This is a genomic window from Mucilaginibacter sp. (genome assembly GCF_025362475.1).
Taxonomy (GTDB): Bacteria; Bacteroidota; Bacteroidia; order Sphingobacteriales; family Sphingobacteriaceae; genus Mucilaginibacter.
Genome location: NZ_JANYGH010000007.1, coordinates 33,152 through 49,351 on the forward strand (window position 1 = coordinate 33,152; position 16,200 = coordinate 49,351).

Genomic DNA, 16,200 nt, shown 5'->3' on the forward strand with positions numbered 1-16,200 from the left:
CTTTAAAAAATTAAAGTTCAAGATAAATATCCCAAAATGAAGAGAAATTGTTTGATTGCTATATTAAGTTTAATGTTTGTTGGTTTAATATCTATGAATACCCAGGCGCAGACCTCGCCGGCAACCATGCCAACGTTAAGCTCCACTAACCCCTGGACTGCCGATCAGTTAATGGAACCAGCCGAATTAGCTGCAGAAATTAAAGCAGGGGATGCGAAAGCGCCCGTCATTTTTAACATTGGCGCGGTAGAGGATATAAAGGGCGCTAAACATATTGGTGCAGTAAACAATGCCGAAAACCTGGAGAAATTCAAAAACGCGCTTGCTTTGCTGCCTAAAACTACAGTGGTGGTTATTTATTGCGGTTGCTGCCCTTTTGCTAAATGTCCCAATATTCGGCCCGCATTTCTGGAGTTACAAAAAGCTGGTTTTACCAATATAAAGCTGCTTAACCTATCAACCAATTTAAAAACAAACTGGGTATCCAAAGACTACCCTTTAGCCGCTAAATAATCACAAAAAAAAAGCCTGCCGTCAATCAAACGGCAGGCCTAATTAAAAATATATAACTCAAATTTAAATGGGGCTATGTTAGTATAAACACCGATAAACTCCTTGGCCCGTGTGCACCTATGACGAGGGACTGCTCGATGTCGGCTGTTTTTGAGGGACCTGAAATAAAGGCACCATAACCATATTCCGATTGGCCAATTTTTTGATAAGCCTGGGCCATGGTAGGTATAAGGCTGTTTTTACTGATAACTATGGCAAGGTGCTGGGCAATAAATGGCAATACCCTCACCGTCATTTGCTCCTCCGTTAACCAAAGTGCGCCATTTTCGGCCACGCCCAGGTTGGATGCCAGGATGCAAAGCTCTACATCGGCAAAACTGTGCGATAGATCGTGTTTTACATCATCAACAAAAGTATAATCTCCCAGTTCGCGAATGCCCGATATGATCTTTACGCCGGGTTTAAATTCTTTTTGCAGAATAGCTTTAATGGCATCATAATCGGCCACTTCATAAACAAAGCTGCCGCCGGCGCTGCCTACAGTGGTATATCGCTCAACTAAATTGTCGTTAGTGTTTGTTAACGAGCTTAATATTTCAAGATCGGGCAGTTCGGCATGGCTAAACTGGTTGGCTTTTACAGCCGCTAATATTTTTTCCCTGCTCATTTATGTTGATCCTTTCTTTTAGCATACCATTCGCCAAATGATTGCTCGGGTGCTTTGGGCATTTCGCGGTGTTTATACCATGGGTTTGCACCATTATTAACCGCGAATGGCGCATACTTAAATGTCCACCTGCCCATTTTACCAGCTGCGCGGTATAAGGCAGGGGAGGCCAGCGTAAAGGCCATGCCTTTCATAGCTAAAGTTTTAGCTTTGGGCGTGTACCCTGCCTTTACAATAACCTGCCGCCACTTATACAGCTGATCGTGAATATCAATTTTAACGGGGCATACATTACTGCATGATCCGCAAAGGGTGGAGGCAAAGGGCAGGTCGGCATATTTTTCCATATCCAGGTTGGGTGCCAAAATGCTGCCTATCGGGCCGGCAACGGCGGTATGGTAACTATGACCGCCACTTTTGCGGTATACCGGGCAGGTATTCATACAAGCGCCGCAACGGATACATTTTAAAGAGTTGCGGAAATCTTCCCTGCCTAATTGAATGCTGCGACCGTTATCTACAATTACAATGTGAATCTCCTTACCATCCTGCGGTTTGGCAAAATGGCTGGAGTAAGTAGTTATAGGCTGGCCGGTGGCGCTGCGGGTGAGCAGGCGTAAAAAAACACCTAAATGTTTTCTTTGGGGGATGATCTTCTCCATCCCCATAGATGCAATGTGGATCTCGGCCAGGTGGGCGCCCATATCCGCGTTGCCTTCGTTGGTACAAATTACAATTTCGCCGGTTTCGGCAATGGCAAAGTTTACGCCGGTAAGGGCGGCGCGGCGGGTTAAAAACACCTCGCGCAAATGCTGGCGGGCGGTTTCTGTCAGGATCTTGGGATCCGATTCGCCTTTGGCCGAGCCTAAATGCTCATGGAATATATCGCCTATTTCTTCCTTTTTTTTGTGGATGCAGGGCAATACAATATGGCTTGGCGGTTCGCCTGCCAGCTGAACAATGCGCTCGCCCAGGTCAGAGTCGATCACGTCAATGCCCTGTTGTAAAAGGTATTCGTTAAGGTGGCATTCCTCGGTAAGCATAGATTTGCTTTTTACCATGCGGTTGATGCCCTTGTCGCTTAATAGTTTATGGATTATCTGGTTATGTTCCCGGGCGTCGGCTGCCCAATGTACTGTAACGCCGTTTTTGATGGCATTGGCCTCAAACTGCTCCAGGTAGCTGCTCAGGTTTGATAATACATTGTTCTTGATCTGTGATGCGGTTTCGCGCAGTAATTCCCACTCGGGTAATTTATGCGCGGCAATATCTCTTTTGGCCCGTACCCACCACAGGGTTTCGTCGTGCCAGTCAACACGGGGTTCGTCCCGGTTAAATATGGCAGCTAATTGAGGGTGATCTTTTGTCGCGGTGCTGCTCATTTGATGCTGTGGTTTAAAATTTCGGCAACATGTATTACTTTAACATCGCTTCCCTGGCGACGTAAAATGCCTTCCATGTGCATCAGGCAGCTCAGATCGGCCGAGGTGATGTACTGTGCGCCATGCGCAATATGATCGTCAACCCTATCTTTTCCCATTTTGGATGATACGGCTTCTTCAACCACGCAAAAGGTGCCGCCAAAGCCGCAGCAATCATCGGCCCGGTTTAGCGGAACCAACTCCAGTCCCTTTACCATATCCAGCAGTTGTGCCGGTTTGCTGAATGGAGGCGCAACCAGCTCTGTCATTTGTGAAATGCGCAAGCCACGCAAACCATGGCAGCTTTGGTGCAAACCTACTTTATAAGGGAAGCTGGCATCCAAGCTCTCTACCCTTAAAATATCAACCAAAAACTCGGTCAGTTCAAAAACCCGTTTGCGGATGTCGGCCGCCATAGCCTCGTTTTGGTGGGAGTGGAGGTGTTCCTTAATATGCAGCGTACAGCTTCCCGATGGGCATACGATATAATCATATCCCGAAAAATTACCTATAAATAAATTATTGCAAGCGCCGGTAAGGTGCTCATAACCAGAGTTGGCCATGGGCTGCCCGCAGCAAGTTTGATTTTTTGGATAATGAACTTCGCAACCCAGTTTCTCCAGTAACTCCAATGTGGCAATTGCCGCGTTGGGGTAAAACTGATCAACATAACAGGGTACAAATAAAGCTACCTTCATTTTGTGTGCTTAATTAATTGGTTAAAGCAATATTAGCGCTTATGGTTTAAACAACTATCCTTGTGTATCTGCAAAAGTACGGTTGTATACAAGGTATCGAAATTACAGATATAGAGGGCAACTGTTATTCAGTTTTTTTTGCAAAAGGTTGAGTGGAATTAGCGTAATGGCGTAATGGGATAATCCATTAGGTAGATGGGAAAGTGAATGGGGTGATGTAAATATGATGATTGCTTTGTTTTCGTTTGTTATTTGAAAGGCTGTTTAAATTTGACTCATTAATGTTTTTATACTTCTAATGAAGCACTTAACCACCCGTCATTACGAGGCACGAAGCAATCCCAAACTATGCAGATCGGATTTGCAAAGCTTCTCTGCAAGGCCGGGATTGCTTCGTGCCTACCCCATGACGTATTGGATTTTGAAGTGTGTGGGCCTGTCAGTCTGAGCCTGTCGAAGACTCGCGCGTAGAGGCCTTTGCCCGCTATCCTTCGACAGGCTCAGGATGACAGCCATTTCTGTTACGTCATTTCCCCTTCAGAGGTCACCGGATTTTATAAACCGCAATGACGACCTGTTTCTTATTGTTAGACAGGCTCTGAGATGCAAGACCCTGCTTGTCCATATACATGGTGAAAAATAGATCCAATATAAACAGGAGTTTTTATGAGTTGTTGTTATTATGCGCTGAAATTTCGCGACAATATTTTGATTTATTAAGCTGATTTATAGTACATAATGAACTTATTTGAAAATATTCTACTATTCCTATAGGATTTATATAAATAATGTTTTATGTTTGCATCGTCATCAGAGACAAATCGTTCTTTATTTAACTTATCAAGAAAGACTGAGGGAAAGGCCCAAAGACGTCTTAGCAACCTCTACATCCGCATAATGTAAAAGGTGCTAATTCCTGCTCCATTCAACGGAGAAAGATAATAATACCATCTTCGCCCCCTGCCAATCTAATAAGTGATTTTATAGTTTTTTTAAGTCGCGTGACCGAGAGGATAGGTGGGGGTCTGCAAAACCCTAAACGGCAGTTCGAATCTGCCCGCGACATCAAATTTTTTACTACACATTTTCTTAAAAAGCTTTCTTTAATCTCCGTCATAGAGAGGTACGAAATAATCCCCTATTTAAAGGTCTGACTTGCAAGTTTGCTCTGTATCGTTAGGGATTGCATCGTACTTACTTATGACGTATTTACTAAAAAACTTTTGTCATCCTGAACGCAGTGAAGGATCTGTTATTCGCCATGCTTCTTCGCCCGGTACAGTCTGCGAATAGATCCTTCGTTCCTCAGGATGACAAACTTTTCAAACGTCATTTTCCTTTCAGTGTCGCCCCGAATTTTAACAACTTGCGGTGAGGCATGCAGAAAGCACTTTCCTTTCTCTTTTACAAATTCCCGATTGTAACTATATAAGTTATCTTACAAATACGACAGCCCATTATACCCGCTATTGGTATAATAAATCGGTTCAAAACCATCTTCGGCCAGTTCGCAGCTTACCTGCATGGTAGTAAAGGTAACATCCCCAAAAATGTTGGCTATGGCGGTATCGGCGGCATCGCGGCCGGTGGCAATTTTAATGAGTCCGTTAAGCGGCACCAGTTTGGTTGCATCAAACAAAACCCATTTACCACCCAGATAGGCTTCAAAACAAGCATGGAAATCGGCTGGTTTTAAATGATAGGCATAACCCGTAAAGTAGCGGGCAGGTATGGTTAAAGCGCGGCAAAGAGCAATACCTAAATGAGCAAAATCGCGGCATACGCCCACCTGCTCGGTAACGGTATCAAATGCCGATGTTTGGGCATTGCTGTAACCGCTCAGGTATTGTACATTGGTATGGATCCAATCGGTAAGGGTTACTACTTTTTCAAATGGGTTGGTGATATGCCCAAACAGGTTGTGCGATAAACGGTACAACTTATCCGACTGGCAATAGCGGCTGGGGTTAAGATAGGGGAGTACGGTAGCATCCAGCTGGGCTACCATTACCTCGTGCTGCTCGTGGTAATCTGTTAGTTCGTAACAATTATCAACCAGGGCTTTGTAGGTAACTTTAACAGTGCCTGGTTCGCTGATTTCAAAACGCATCAGGCGGTTTTCGCCCTGTGCAGATATTATTTCCTCTATCTTAACATAGGGTTCAACCGTAAACTCTTCGTTTAATACGGTTTGGTTTGGTGTGCGTAAAGCGTGTATGTTTAATATCAATGTGCCCGGCGACCGTACTACATATTCCATTTGGGTAAACACATCGAATTTCATTTGCTTAGCTTCCGGTTTTAATTTCTTCTAATCTGTTAAATGTTGTATCCATCCAGTCCTCGGAGATATGCTCCAGGGCCAGTTTCAATTCTTCGGCCCATTGTGCCGATATATATTCCAGGTCTTTCTTTTCGTACCGTGTTTCAATGATCTCGAAAGTATCCTTTTTGTAAAGGGCCACATCAATAGGGAAATCAACATTATTTGAACTTACCCTGGTTGAATCGAACGAAAGGAAACCTGTTTTCAATGCCAGTTTCAGGCTGCTGTCTTCGGTAAGTATGCGGTTTAAAATCGCCTTGCCATGGCCCGAGTTACCTATAACCACGTAAGGCGCACCCTGCCCCAGTTCAACCCAGTTACCTTCAGGATAAAGTAAAAACAGCTTGTGTTCATCGTCATCCTTTAACTGGCCGCCAATAATGGTGTTCAAATCAAACTTAAATCCGGCAGCTTCCAATGATGCCTTATCCTCAACAGCAACGCGCCTTACCTGTTCGCCAAAGGCATTTACGGCCTTGTACATTTTGTTAAACTCTTTGGTTTCCAGCAGCTCATTAAAATATACAATGGCTTTATCCCTTGCCGACCGCAAGCCGCTGGTCATGATAAAAAGGGAAAAATTGTCTTTTTGTTCTATGGTGATCTTCTTTTTTACAGTAGTATCTGTTCCCGAAGTTATCCGGGTATCGGCAATAGCCAATAAGCCTTCTTTAACCTTAATTCCGAGGCAATAAGTCATTTTAGTAAACCAGGATTTGTTATAAATTTCCCGATTGCCAAAATAGGGAAAAGAATTTTATTAAGACAGAGGATTTTTGGAGTAAGGAGCAAGGATTTTGAAGCAGGGGATTAAGACTTTTGGTGCATTTTGTAAGAACGTTGGAGTGAGGTACGTAACAAAGACTTTTTTATTTCAGGCGAAGTAATAGGCTCTGTATGCTGGCAACGACTCACCCCGACCAGGCTTCGCCGGTCGCCCCTCTCTTCACCTGCGGTGGAAAGAGGGGCGGGGAAGTTTTTTTCAAAGCCCCTCTATGCGCGAAGCGGAGAGAGGGGCAGACGAGCGCAGCAATGTCGGGGTGAGTCGACTCTGCGTCAAAAGGCAGACGTCTTAATTCTTGACTCTAACCTCTTGATTCTCTTCACTACAGTATATAAAATACTGCCTGTTTTTGAGGTTGGTTAGTTATCATGGCACCTATATCCTCTGGCAACTCATCCTTCATCATTTGTTTAAGGTTGTTTTCAATGGTACGGCTGATGGCAGTTGTGGGCGTATCGGTAGGCTTATTCTCGAACGGATCCTGCAGGTGTATGGCCATTTTTTCGATGAGGAAAAAAGCTGATGAAATGGCAATTACCAATGGAACCTGGAAAATACCAAAGAACTCTATAAGGCTAAACGGTAGCAACAGTACAAAAAACATCACCAGCCAATGGATATACACACTATAGGTAGATGGAAAAACCGTGTTTTTGATCCGCTCGCAGCCACCCATTGAGTTCATGAAACCTGTTAATGTACTATCCATAGCTACCTGCTGATATTCGTTTATCCAACCAAGTTTGTACAGCGTGCGCAGGTCATGCCCCTGCAGCTCGTTTATAGCAAGCGGGGTATGATCAAGGTTTTTGATGTTTTTTACATCATCATCACTTAAATAGGCTTCCAGGTTTTCTTTGGCGTTTTGCCCGCGCAGATGGCAGCTTAAACTGTAACACCAGGCCATTTGCCGCCTGATGATACGCTCTTTTAAAGCTCGCTTTTGTTCGCCATCATGACTGCTGTCAACAAAGGTTAACACCTGCCGGGCAAACGTGCGGCTATCATTTACTATGCCGCCCCACAAAATGCGGGCTTCCCACCAGCGGTCATAAGCCTGGTTTGAGCGGAAAGCCAGCAAGAGGGAGATGATAGTACCCAATATGGTTGATACGGTTAAAGGGATTGATACCGCTTTAAAATTATAATACTGGTGGATAAAATAAATTGCCGCAGAGTATACAGCCACCAGGATGAGTTCTTTTTTTATTTTACCGAATACGTAGCTTACCGGTATATTTTCTTTTAGTAGCATAGATGTTTTTTTAAGATGTTAATATTGATGTTCTGTTAATTCCGGCTCGGTAATCAAGATATCAGCCGGCATACCTGGAGTTTTGGGCAGCGCGATTATTTTAATGCTGCATTTGGATATCAGCATTTGGGGCGCGATACTGTTTTTAAAAAGCAACTGGTAGTTATCATGTGGCCTTACAATGGCATCAACCTCGTTAGCCTCCAGGTAATTATTAAATACAGCTACAGTGCTGCCATAAAAAAAGTTAATGGCAATACGGTTAATGAGGTGGCTATGCTTATTTTGCAGTTCGGTACAGCGGGTGTAAAAATTATCGGGGATATGCCTGTACTCCACACTGCGGCGCGATAACATCAGCAGCTCGCTTAATGAGTCGGTAATTTTAAGCATATGCACCAGTACAATATTTACCTTTTCGGGGTAATATTGATGTACCAATGCCGGGATGCCTTGAATAGATTGTTGGGTAAAATCGGTTGGGATTAATAGCGTTTTCATAGTCATGTTAATTATTGTTGAAACTTGTATCGTTTTGTTTGATACAAGTGTAGCAGCCAATAATTAGGATGATTTAAGAAACTTATTAGAATTTGATTAGAATTAATTTCAGCCCCCGGCCCATCCAAAGGAGCTACTGTGTGTGTACACATCTTTTAATAAAAGAAAATGTCATTTCGATAGAGCAATGGGAGGAATAAGTGGGGAGCGAAAGAGAAATCTTCTACACCTGCATAGTTGACTGCATGTCGTACAGGATTCTCCTCGTACCTCGTTCGAAATGACAACGTGTCTTTTACAAGCTCCCGTGGGGCTGAGGCTACTCCACCGGCAAAAAAATCTTAATCTCTGTACCAACGCCTACTTCCGAACTGATGCCCAGGCTGCCTTTATGCAGGCGGATGATGTTTAGCGTTAGCGGTAAGCCAACGCCGTGCCCCTCATAATCATGGGCGTTTGATGCCCTGAAGAAAGGCTCAAAAATATGCTGAAGCTCGGTTTTAGGGATCCCGATACCCTGATCCTTGATGGATACGATGATCTTGTTGTTTTCTGCCAGCAAGGCTACTGTTACCATACGGTTATCAGAGTATTTACAAGCATTGCTGATGATGTTGTTGATAGCCAGCCTTAACAGGTTACTATTACCTTTAACATATAGTAGCTTTTCATCATCGGGCAAATTTTCAAGGTTGATGAATATATTGCTATCCGGGTGGACTCTTTTAACCGATTCTGAAGCGGTAAGTAACAATTCATCCATCCTGATGCTTTCCCAGTTTTGCCTTTTACCATCAAAGCCCGACTGTGCAAGGGTGAGCAGGCTGTTCAGGATTTGTCCTAATTTTTCCGACTCGGCATAAACGGTGTTTAAAATTTCACGCTGATGAGGATTCAGGTCTTGCTTGTTTAAAGCCAGCTCAACCTCTGATGAGATGATGGTAAGCGGGGTTCTTAACTCATGCGACGCGTTGCTTACAAAATTATTCTGTGTTTCAAACGCGGTTTCCAGGCGGTTAAGCATGTCATTAAAAGTGAAGGATAGCTCGGCAATTTCGTCCTTGCCGCTTAATTCATCCAACCGGAAATGGAGGTTGTTTGCTGTAATGTTTTTTACGTTATTGATGATGCGCCGCACTGGCTGAAAGGTGTAAAAAGAAAATATCTTCCCAATAAAATAGATCAATATCATAGCTACCAGGAAGCCATAGATCAGGATCTCCTGCAGATCTTTCATCTCCTGGAAACCGGCCGGGTTTGATGCCGAGACAATCACAATATACCTGGAGCCGTCTTTGGTAAACACCGAGCCCGCGTAAAAAGTGTTATTATTTCTATACTGAGCGGACCCGTTGCTTAATATGTTTTGAATAAGTTTATTACGGATATTGCTGCCAGCCGGTGTTTTTACCTTATTGTTGCTATCGACACTTAAAAAATACCCTTTCTCCGAATCCAGCTTTTCCAGGTATTTGTTACGGACCTCTTGGGTGGCTTCGCTTTTGGCACCGGGGAAAAGATTCACTTCGGCCAGTATATTTACCCGGGCTTCCAGTCGTTTATAAAAATCATCAAAACTGAATTTATAAGCGAAATAAAAAATGGATGCACTGAGTAGTATCAGGATTCCGCCCGATAACAGGAGGAACAGCAGGGTGATCTTACTTTGTATTTTCATCGATATCTCCCTCTTTCATGATATACCCCATGCCAAAAACAGTATGGATCAATTTAATGCCTCCGTTTTTTTCGAGTTTTTTACGCAGGTAGTTTACATAAACATCAACCACGTTGGTCCCCATATTAAAATCAATATCCCAAACGTTTTCCAGTATTTGGATACGGGATAATACCTTTCTTTGATTCTTTATAAAATACTCCAGCAGCCGGTATTCTGTAGCGGTAAGTTTTAATACTTCGTTATTACGTTTAGCAATTTTTGATTCGGTATCAATGTGCAGGTTATCAATAGCAAAACTATTGTTTGCTTGTATTTCGGCACCGCTACGGCGCAGTAGCGTGCGCAGGCGGGCGGCAAGTTCGGCTATTTTAAAGGGTTTTACCATGTAATCGTCGGCGCCGCTATCTAAGCCGCCTACAATATTTTCGGTAGAGTCGAGCGCTGTAAGCATGATAATAGGGACAGTTTTTTTTTGCTCCCTAATGCGTTTACATACCTGTATGCCATCCATTAAAGGCAACATTACATCCAGGATAACGAGGTCGAAATTATTATCGAGCGCCATTTGCAAGCCTGTAACGCCATTAGCGGCAACACTTACCTCAAACCCGTATGTTGTAAGTCCGCGTTTTATAACCGATACCACATTAGGTTCATCCTCCACTAACAATATACCCATAAAAGGCCGATTTATTAATATTTGTTTAATCCTCCGGTTGCCAAAATAATTAAATAATCTGTTGATCAGGATATTTGTTGAAATATAGCGGCGGCATTATTTAACGCGAAGGCTCGTAATTGCCCGGTTAAGCGCAATATATATAGTACAGCAGCGCTATTGGGAATATCCTATTGCTAAACTTTGCCGGTTATATGGTTAACCATATAACCGATGAGTTCTTTGATATATGTATTCCATCCGGTTAGTACACCCGCTTCTGGTATCAGATCTCCAAAAGATAGGTTGCCGGTTCCTGCAAAATAATTGCACGGATAAGCAATTACATCAAAGCCTTTGCTTTTAAATATTTGTAGTGACCGGCGCATATGAAAGGCCGATGTTACCAATATATAGGGCCCTTTCAGTTTGTTTTTAATTAACAATGCTTTTGTTAAGGATGCATTTTCAAGCGTATTGCGCGATTGGTTTTCTACCAGTATACAACTATCCGGTATTTGTAAAGCTATTAGTTTCTCTTTTGCCCAATCAGCCTCCCTAAAGCCATCGGCGAAAAGGTGGCCGTTCCCGCCCGAGATCACAATTTTTTTTGCCTTTCCGGTGCGTTGCAGTAAAACTCCCTGTATAAACCTGTCCGCAGCCCAGTTAAATGCCCACTTGCCTTTGCCGTTATCGCCGGCAAAGCCTCCCAATACAATAACAGCACTGTAGGTTTTGCCCGCATCCAACTTTCCCGGTGCAACGTCCCAGGCTTTGGCGAATAAGTTTAAGAATAGTGGGGCCGAGAAGATCCAAAGTAAAACAAGTCCTGATAACAGGCAGTTACGCTTAGCTTTGGGCTTTTTTGAAAAAACGGCAATAGCCAGTAAAACAAAGATATATAGCAGTGGGATAAGTAAAAATGCCAGTACTTTTGAGAGGATAAAAAACATAGTTGAAGTAAAAATAGTTAAAACATTAAACTTTTTACAACGCTTTGTATCTTATCATAACGGTGCGTAACAAACTGGCACCATCATTGTCATATACTTACTCAATAAACAAATAAAAATATGGGCTTTATAAAAACACTTGCCATTGGTGCAGCAGTTGCGTACGGCATAAATTATGTTACCAAAAAAGGACCAGATGGCAAATCAATCATAGATAACCTGGTGGATGAAGCTCCCGAATGGCTGGACCGCGCTAAAAAATATGGTGAACTTACTTTAGAGCAAATAGCTGTACGCGCGCAAAATTTTAAGGATAATACCAGATATTAATTTTGCACCTGCGCATTTCACTATATGCAGAATATCCTTTTTTTTGGCGATAGCCTAACGGCAGGGTATGGTTTGCCGAATCATAAAACCGAATCGTTCCCTGCCTTAATACAACAAAAAATAGATGCGGAAGGCTTGCCATATCATTGTATTAATGGCGGCCTCAGCGGTGATACCTCCTCCGGCGGGCTTAGGCGATTGGATTATTGGATGAACCGCCCGTTGCACATTTTTGTACTGGAGCTGGGAGTTAACGATATCATTAGGGGGATACCACCTCAAGCCACCGCTAAAAACTTACAGGAAATTATTGATAAGGTAAAACTCAAGTATCCCGGTATAAAACTGGTGATGATGGGCATGGAGATTCCAATGTTTATTCCCGGCTCATTAGGTATGGATTTTAAAGCGATCTTCCGTAAGCTGGCCGATGTTAACCAGATGGTTTTTGTTCCCTTTTATTTGGATGGTGTGGCAGGTAAAGCGCACCTTAATTTACCGGATATGCTACATCCCAACCCGGCAGGGTATAAGGTAATGGCTGATAAGGTTTGGCCGGTGCTGAGAAGAAGCCTCATTTAAAAGTGTACCGGTTAAACAAAGCGCAGCAAAAGTTTTAAAGGTGTCAAATATAACATGGCAAATAAATGATGAATAATACAGCGCTAATACCTAATATTTCTGTGGGTCTTTTCAAACTTGGTGACAATATTAATAATTACAACAGTTATAAATCTGATTATAACAAAAAGAGTCATAACGACGAATACATGGAGGACTATTATGAGTTTGTTGATCCACCTCTTATTGTGTTTGTAAATGGCAATAACGAGATCACGACAATTAATTGTAACGTAGAATGTTTATGGGAAGGCATTAACTTAATTGGATTTTTGTTTGATGCATTTTTAAAGCTTGCGAGTATAAAACCTAATAATCATGAATTAATTTACGTTTTAAAAAATGCAGATAAAGGTCAGAATCAACATGTGTATACTTTTGAAAATTTTGGCATTCAGGTATGGACTTGGAGAAATAAGATTGTTACAGTAAGTTGTACATCTTATAATGTTTAACTGGTCAAAATAAAGGCTTTGACTTATTAACCGCGGATATTTATGTTGTTTTTGGCTTCACAATATTGGCCAAAATTATCTTCCTATTGCTTGAGTCTATTCCGTATACCCACCTTAAAATTTCCATCATACCCAGTTACTCCGTCAGGAGTTACCTGTTTGTAGAAATAGAACATAGCTTTTTTTGCATCATAGATGCTACCCTTCTTTGACAGATCTGTTGATTAAGGGTAGCACCTGCGGCGCAATTTTGCGTTTTTTGGATGTGTGCTACAAACAGGTAGCACCTACGGCGCAATTTTGTTTTTTTTTGCAGGTTCTACAAACAGGTAGCTCCTGACGGAGCATTTTGACATGAATACATGTTAGCCTCTATCAACTTGAACGCTCCAAGGTCTTCAGTCATCCGTACAAGACAGTGCAGGACGCGCAAATAAAAATATCACTTTACATTGCCAATCGTATTTTGAAGGCCCGCTTTCGGGATGTTATTTTTCTATGTTTTTGCTAAAAGCTTTTACTACTTTTATAAACCGATATATCTTGTTCCCATATGAAACAACCTTTATGTAAGCTCATGCTTTACATCGCGTTATTATTCAACAGTATTTTAATAATCCAATCCGCTAAAGCTGCCGAACCGGCCCAGGCAGTTAACCTAAAGTGCGAATATCTCAGCAATGCCATAGGTATTGATGCCAAACACCCGCGTTTAACCTGGGCCATGGCCGATGCACAGCAGGGAGCTGCTCAAACGGCCTATCAACTTTTTGTGGGTACTGATTCTGTTGCTGTTGGCGCTGGCAGGGGAGATAGCTGGACAACCACTAAAATTACATCCGCGGCAAACCTGGTTACCTATGGTGGTAAGGCTTTACAGCCTTTTACCAAATACTACTGGCGTGTTCAGTTATGGGATCAGGCAGGCAAAAAGCTAAGTTCATCGGGAATAACCAGTTTTGAAACCGGTATGATGGAGATGCGCAACTGGAAAGGCTCCTGGATCAGCGATAACAAAGGTATCGCGGTAAATCCGGCCCCGTATTTCAGGAATACATTTAAGGTGGGCAAAACCATCAAATCGGCAAGGGCCTATATCGCGGTGGCGGGTTTGTATGAGCTATATATCAACGGCAAAAAAATAGGTAACCATCGGCTCGATCCTATGTATACCCGGTTTGACAGGCGCACCCTTTATGTAGCTTATGATGTTACTGCCAACCTGCAAAACGGCAAAAATGCTATAGGGGTGCTGCTGGGGAACGGCTGGTATAATCACCAAAGTACAGCCGTATGGTATTTTCACCAGGCACCGTGGCGCAACCGCCCAACTTTTTGTATGGATCTGCGCATCACTTATACCGATGGTACGGTAGAAACCGTATCATCTGATACGCAGTGGAAAACAGCTTTAAGTCCGGTAGTGTTTAACAGCATTTACACAGCCGAACATTATGATGCCCGTAAAGAGCAACCAGGTTGGAACACGCCCGGTTTTATTGATAGCGCCTGGAAACCGGTTATCAACCGCTCGGCGCCATCTACGAATATCGTAGCGCAAAGCCTGCAGCCGATTCGCAATGTGGAGGAGATTGCCAGTAAAACCATCACCAAAATCGACAATAATTTATGGGTGTTTGATATTGGCCGCAATATCTCCGGTGTAAGCCAGATCACCGTAAAGGGCGATTCGGGCACTATCATCCGCCTTAAACATGCAGAACGCCTCAACAAGAACGGTCATGTAGATCAATCCAATATCGATCTGCATTATCGCCCAACGGATGATAAAGATCCATTCCAGACAGACATTTTTATTCTTGGCGGCAAGGGCGAAGAAACTTTTATGCCGAAATTTAATTATAAAGGTTTTCAATATGTGGAGGTAAGCAGCAGCAAACCTATTCAGCTTACCAAAGAGAGTTTGAAGGCTTATTTTATGCATAGCGATGTGCAGCCCATCGGTGATGTGAAATCATCCAACCCAACCATTAACCAAATATGGAGTGCCACTAATCATAGTTACCTGAGCAACCTGTTTGGTTACCCTACCGACTGCCCGCAGCGTGAGAAGAATGGCTGGACCGGCGATGCCCACATAGCCAGCGAAACCGGGCTATATAACTTTGATGCCATCACCATTTACGAAAAATGGCTGGCCGACCACCGTGACGAGCAGCAGCCTAATGGTGTGCTGCCATCCATCATCCCAACCGGCGGCTGGGGTTACGAGTGGGGTAACGGTCCCGACTGGACCAGCACCATCGCTATCATCCCATGGAATATTTATATGTTTTATGGCGATAGCAAACTGCTGGCCGATAGCTATACCAGCATTGAAAAATACGTGAATCATATTGATGAGCTGTACCCAACCGGCCTCACCAGCTGGGGCCTTGGCGACTGGGTGCCAGTAAAATCAGTATCGCCGGTGGAGTTGACTTCTTCGGTTTATTATTATGCCGATGCCAGCATACTGGCCAAAACTGCCAAAATATTAGGCAAACAGGCCGACTTTGTAAAATACTCGGCCCTGGCTACTAAAATAAAAAATGCCATTAACGCCAAATACCTTAACACGCAAACGGGCATTTACGGGCAGGGTTTGCAAACAGAACTGAGCGTTCCGCTGTATTGGGATGTAGTGCCGGAAAATTTAAAAGGTAAAGTAGCCGCCAACCTGGCCCAACGTGTAGCCGCCGATAATTTCCATTTGGATGTGGGTATCCTGGGCGCTAAAGCGATATTAGGGGCGCTGAGCGATAACGGCTATCCCGATGTGGCCTACAAAATAGCATCGCAGGAAACCTTCCCTTCATGGGGCTGGTGGATGGTTAACGGCGCTACTACCCTGTATGAGAACTGGCAGATAGATGCCAAATCGGATATCTCCCTTAACCACATTATGTTTGGCGAGATTGGAGCATGGCTATACAAAGGCATCGCCGGTATTCACCCGGATGTTAAGCAGCCGGGCTTTAAGAACGTGATCCTGGCGCCGCATTTTGTAACCGGATTAAATGAGTTTACCGCCACGCATGATGGTCCGTACGGAAAGATAATTTCTTCATGGGTGCGAACCGGTAATGGTGTCACCTACAAAGTAACTATCCCGGCCAATTCAACGGCCACCGTACAGTTGCCGGCAGGCAAAGCTTATTTGGGTGGCAAGCCGATTGCTAACGTTTACCAGGCAAAAGCAGGAAGCTATGTGTTTGAGGTGAGGTAGGAATACGATTTGCGTGTTGTTACGAACTTCTTAGCATAATTACAACAAAGACCACATCGCTAAATTGATGTGGTCTTTGTTGTTTACAGTGGCATGAATTTTCCAACC

General features: G+C 43.4%; 15 protein-coding genes, 1 tRNA gene and 1 riboswitch. Of the genes, 6 read left to right on the plus strand and 10 right to left on the minus strand.

Annotated features, from left to right (window positions below; translation table 11 throughout):
• Positions 1-36: 36 nt before the first annotated feature.
• Positions 37-513 (plus strand): rhodanese-like domain-containing protein, encoded by a 477-nt coding sequence (locus Q0R88_RS03310; protein WP_295712216.1) that lies wholly within the window; start codon positions 37-39, stop codon positions 511-513.
• Between the two features lie 73 nt (positions 514-586).
• Here Q0R88_RS03310 and Q0R88_RS03315 read toward each other — a convergent pair whose 3' ends face one another.
• The 3 genes from Q0R88_RS03315 to Q0R88_RS03325 are packed head-to-tail and all read right to left on the minus strand — an operon-like array spanning position 587 to position 3,299.
• Positions 587-1,180, minus strand: coding sequence for an LUD domain-containing protein (locus Q0R88_RS03315; RefSeq protein WP_295712219.1), 594 nt, complete (start codon positions 1,178-1,180; stop codon positions 587-589).
• A complete protein-coding gene (locus tag Q0R88_RS03320; RefSeq protein ID WP_295712222.1) occupies positions 1,177-2,562 on the minus strand; it encodes a lactate utilization protein B in 1,386 nt (461 codons plus the stop codon). The genes Q0R88_RS03315 and Q0R88_RS03320 overlap by 4 nt, the downstream gene beginning before the upstream one ends.
• Positions 2,559-3,299 (minus strand): (Fe-S)-binding protein, encoded by a 741-nt coding sequence (locus Q0R88_RS03325; protein WP_295712224.1) that lies wholly within the window; start codon positions 3,297-3,299, stop codon positions 2,559-2,561. Before Q0R88_RS03325 ends, Q0R88_RS03320 begins: the two co-directional genes overlap by 4 nt.
• A gap of 834 nt (positions 3,300-4,133) precedes the next feature.
• Positions 4,134-4,244, plus strand: a riboswitch (SAM riboswitch).
• 50 nt (positions 4,245-4,294) lie between these two features.
• Between Q0R88_RS03325 and Q0R88_RS03330 the strand changes: the two genes are divergently transcribed.
• Positions 4,295-4,365 (plus strand) — tRNA-Cys (locus Q0R88_RS03330).
• Between the two features lie 372 nt (positions 4,366-4,737).
• Here Q0R88_RS03330 and Q0R88_RS03335 read toward each other — a convergent pair.
• The 7 genes from Q0R88_RS03335 to Q0R88_RS03365 all read right to left on the minus strand — a co-directional run bounded on the left by Q0R88_RS03335 (position 4,738) and on the right by Q0R88_RS03365 (position 11,457).
• A complete protein-coding gene (locus tag Q0R88_RS03335) occupies positions 4,738-5,583 on the minus strand; it encodes a transglutaminase family protein (protein WP_295712227.1) in 846 nt (281 codons plus the stop codon).
• A gap of 4 nt (positions 5,584-5,587) precedes the next feature.
• Positions 5,588-6,325 carry a peptidase gene (locus Q0R88_RS03340; protein WP_295712229.1) on the minus strand — a complete coding sequence of 246 codons (738 nt, stop codon included), beginning with the start codon at positions 6,323-6,325 and terminating at the stop codon, positions 5,588-5,590.
• Between the two features lie 406 nt (positions 6,326-6,731).
• Positions 6,732-7,664 carry a bestrophin family ion channel gene (locus tag Q0R88_RS03345; RefSeq protein WP_295712232.1) on the minus strand — a complete coding sequence of 311 codons (933 nt, stop codon included), beginning with the start codon at positions 7,662-7,664 and terminating at the stop codon, positions 6,732-6,734.
• An 18-nt stretch (positions 7,665-7,682) separates the two neighbouring features.
• A complete protein-coding gene (locus Q0R88_RS03350; RefSeq protein ID WP_295712234.1) occupies positions 7,683-8,165 on the minus strand; it encodes a hypothetical protein in 483 nt (160 codons plus the stop codon).
• Between the two features lie 319 nt (positions 8,166-8,484).
• Positions 8,485-9,843: a HAMP domain-containing sensor histidine kinase gene (locus Q0R88_RS03355; protein WP_295712238.1), complete on the minus strand. Its 1,359-nt coding sequence runs from the start codon at positions 9,841-9,843 to the stop codon at positions 8,485-8,487.
• On the minus strand, positions 9,827-10,525 hold the full coding sequence (locus Q0R88_RS03360; RefSeq protein ID WP_295712241.1) for a response regulator transcription factor: 699 nt from the start codon (positions 10,523-10,525) through the stop codon (positions 9,827-9,829). The genes Q0R88_RS03355 and Q0R88_RS03360 overlap by 17 nt, the downstream gene beginning before the upstream one ends.
• Before the next feature lie 176 nt (positions 10,526-10,701).
• Positions 10,702-11,457: a YdcF family protein gene (locus Q0R88_RS03365; RefSeq protein WP_295712244.1), complete on the minus strand. Its 756-nt coding sequence runs from the start codon at positions 11,455-11,457 to the stop codon at positions 10,702-10,704.
• Between the two features lie 120 nt (positions 11,458-11,577).
• On the opposite strand from Q0R88_RS03365, the gene Q0R88_RS03370 reads away from it, so the two are divergent.
• The 4 genes from Q0R88_RS03370 to Q0R88_RS03385 all read left to right on the plus strand — a co-directional run bounded on the left by Q0R88_RS03370 (position 11,578) and on the right by Q0R88_RS03385 (position 16,092).
• Positions 11,578-11,787 carry a YtxH domain-containing protein gene (locus Q0R88_RS03370; protein ID WP_295712247.1) on the plus strand — a complete coding sequence of 70 codons (210 nt, stop codon included), beginning with the start codon at positions 11,578-11,580 and terminating at the stop codon, positions 11,785-11,787.
• 24 nt (positions 11,788-11,811) lie between these two features.
• Positions 11,812-12,369, plus strand: coding sequence for an arylesterase (locus tag Q0R88_RS03375; RefSeq protein WP_295712249.1), 558 nt, complete (start codon positions 11,812-11,814; stop codon positions 12,367-12,369).
• A gap of 65 nt (positions 12,370-12,434) precedes the next feature.
• Positions 12,435-12,863, plus strand: coding sequence for a hypothetical protein (locus tag Q0R88_RS03380; RefSeq protein ID WP_295712252.1), 429 nt, complete (start codon positions 12,435-12,437; stop codon positions 12,861-12,863).
• 553 nt (positions 12,864-13,416) lie between these two features.
• On the plus strand, positions 13,417-16,092 hold the full coding sequence (locus tag Q0R88_RS03385; RefSeq protein ID WP_295712255.1) for an alpha-L-rhamnosidase: 2,676 nt from the start codon (positions 13,417-13,419) through the stop codon (positions 16,090-16,092).
• Positions 16,093-16,200: the final 108 nt, after the last annotated feature.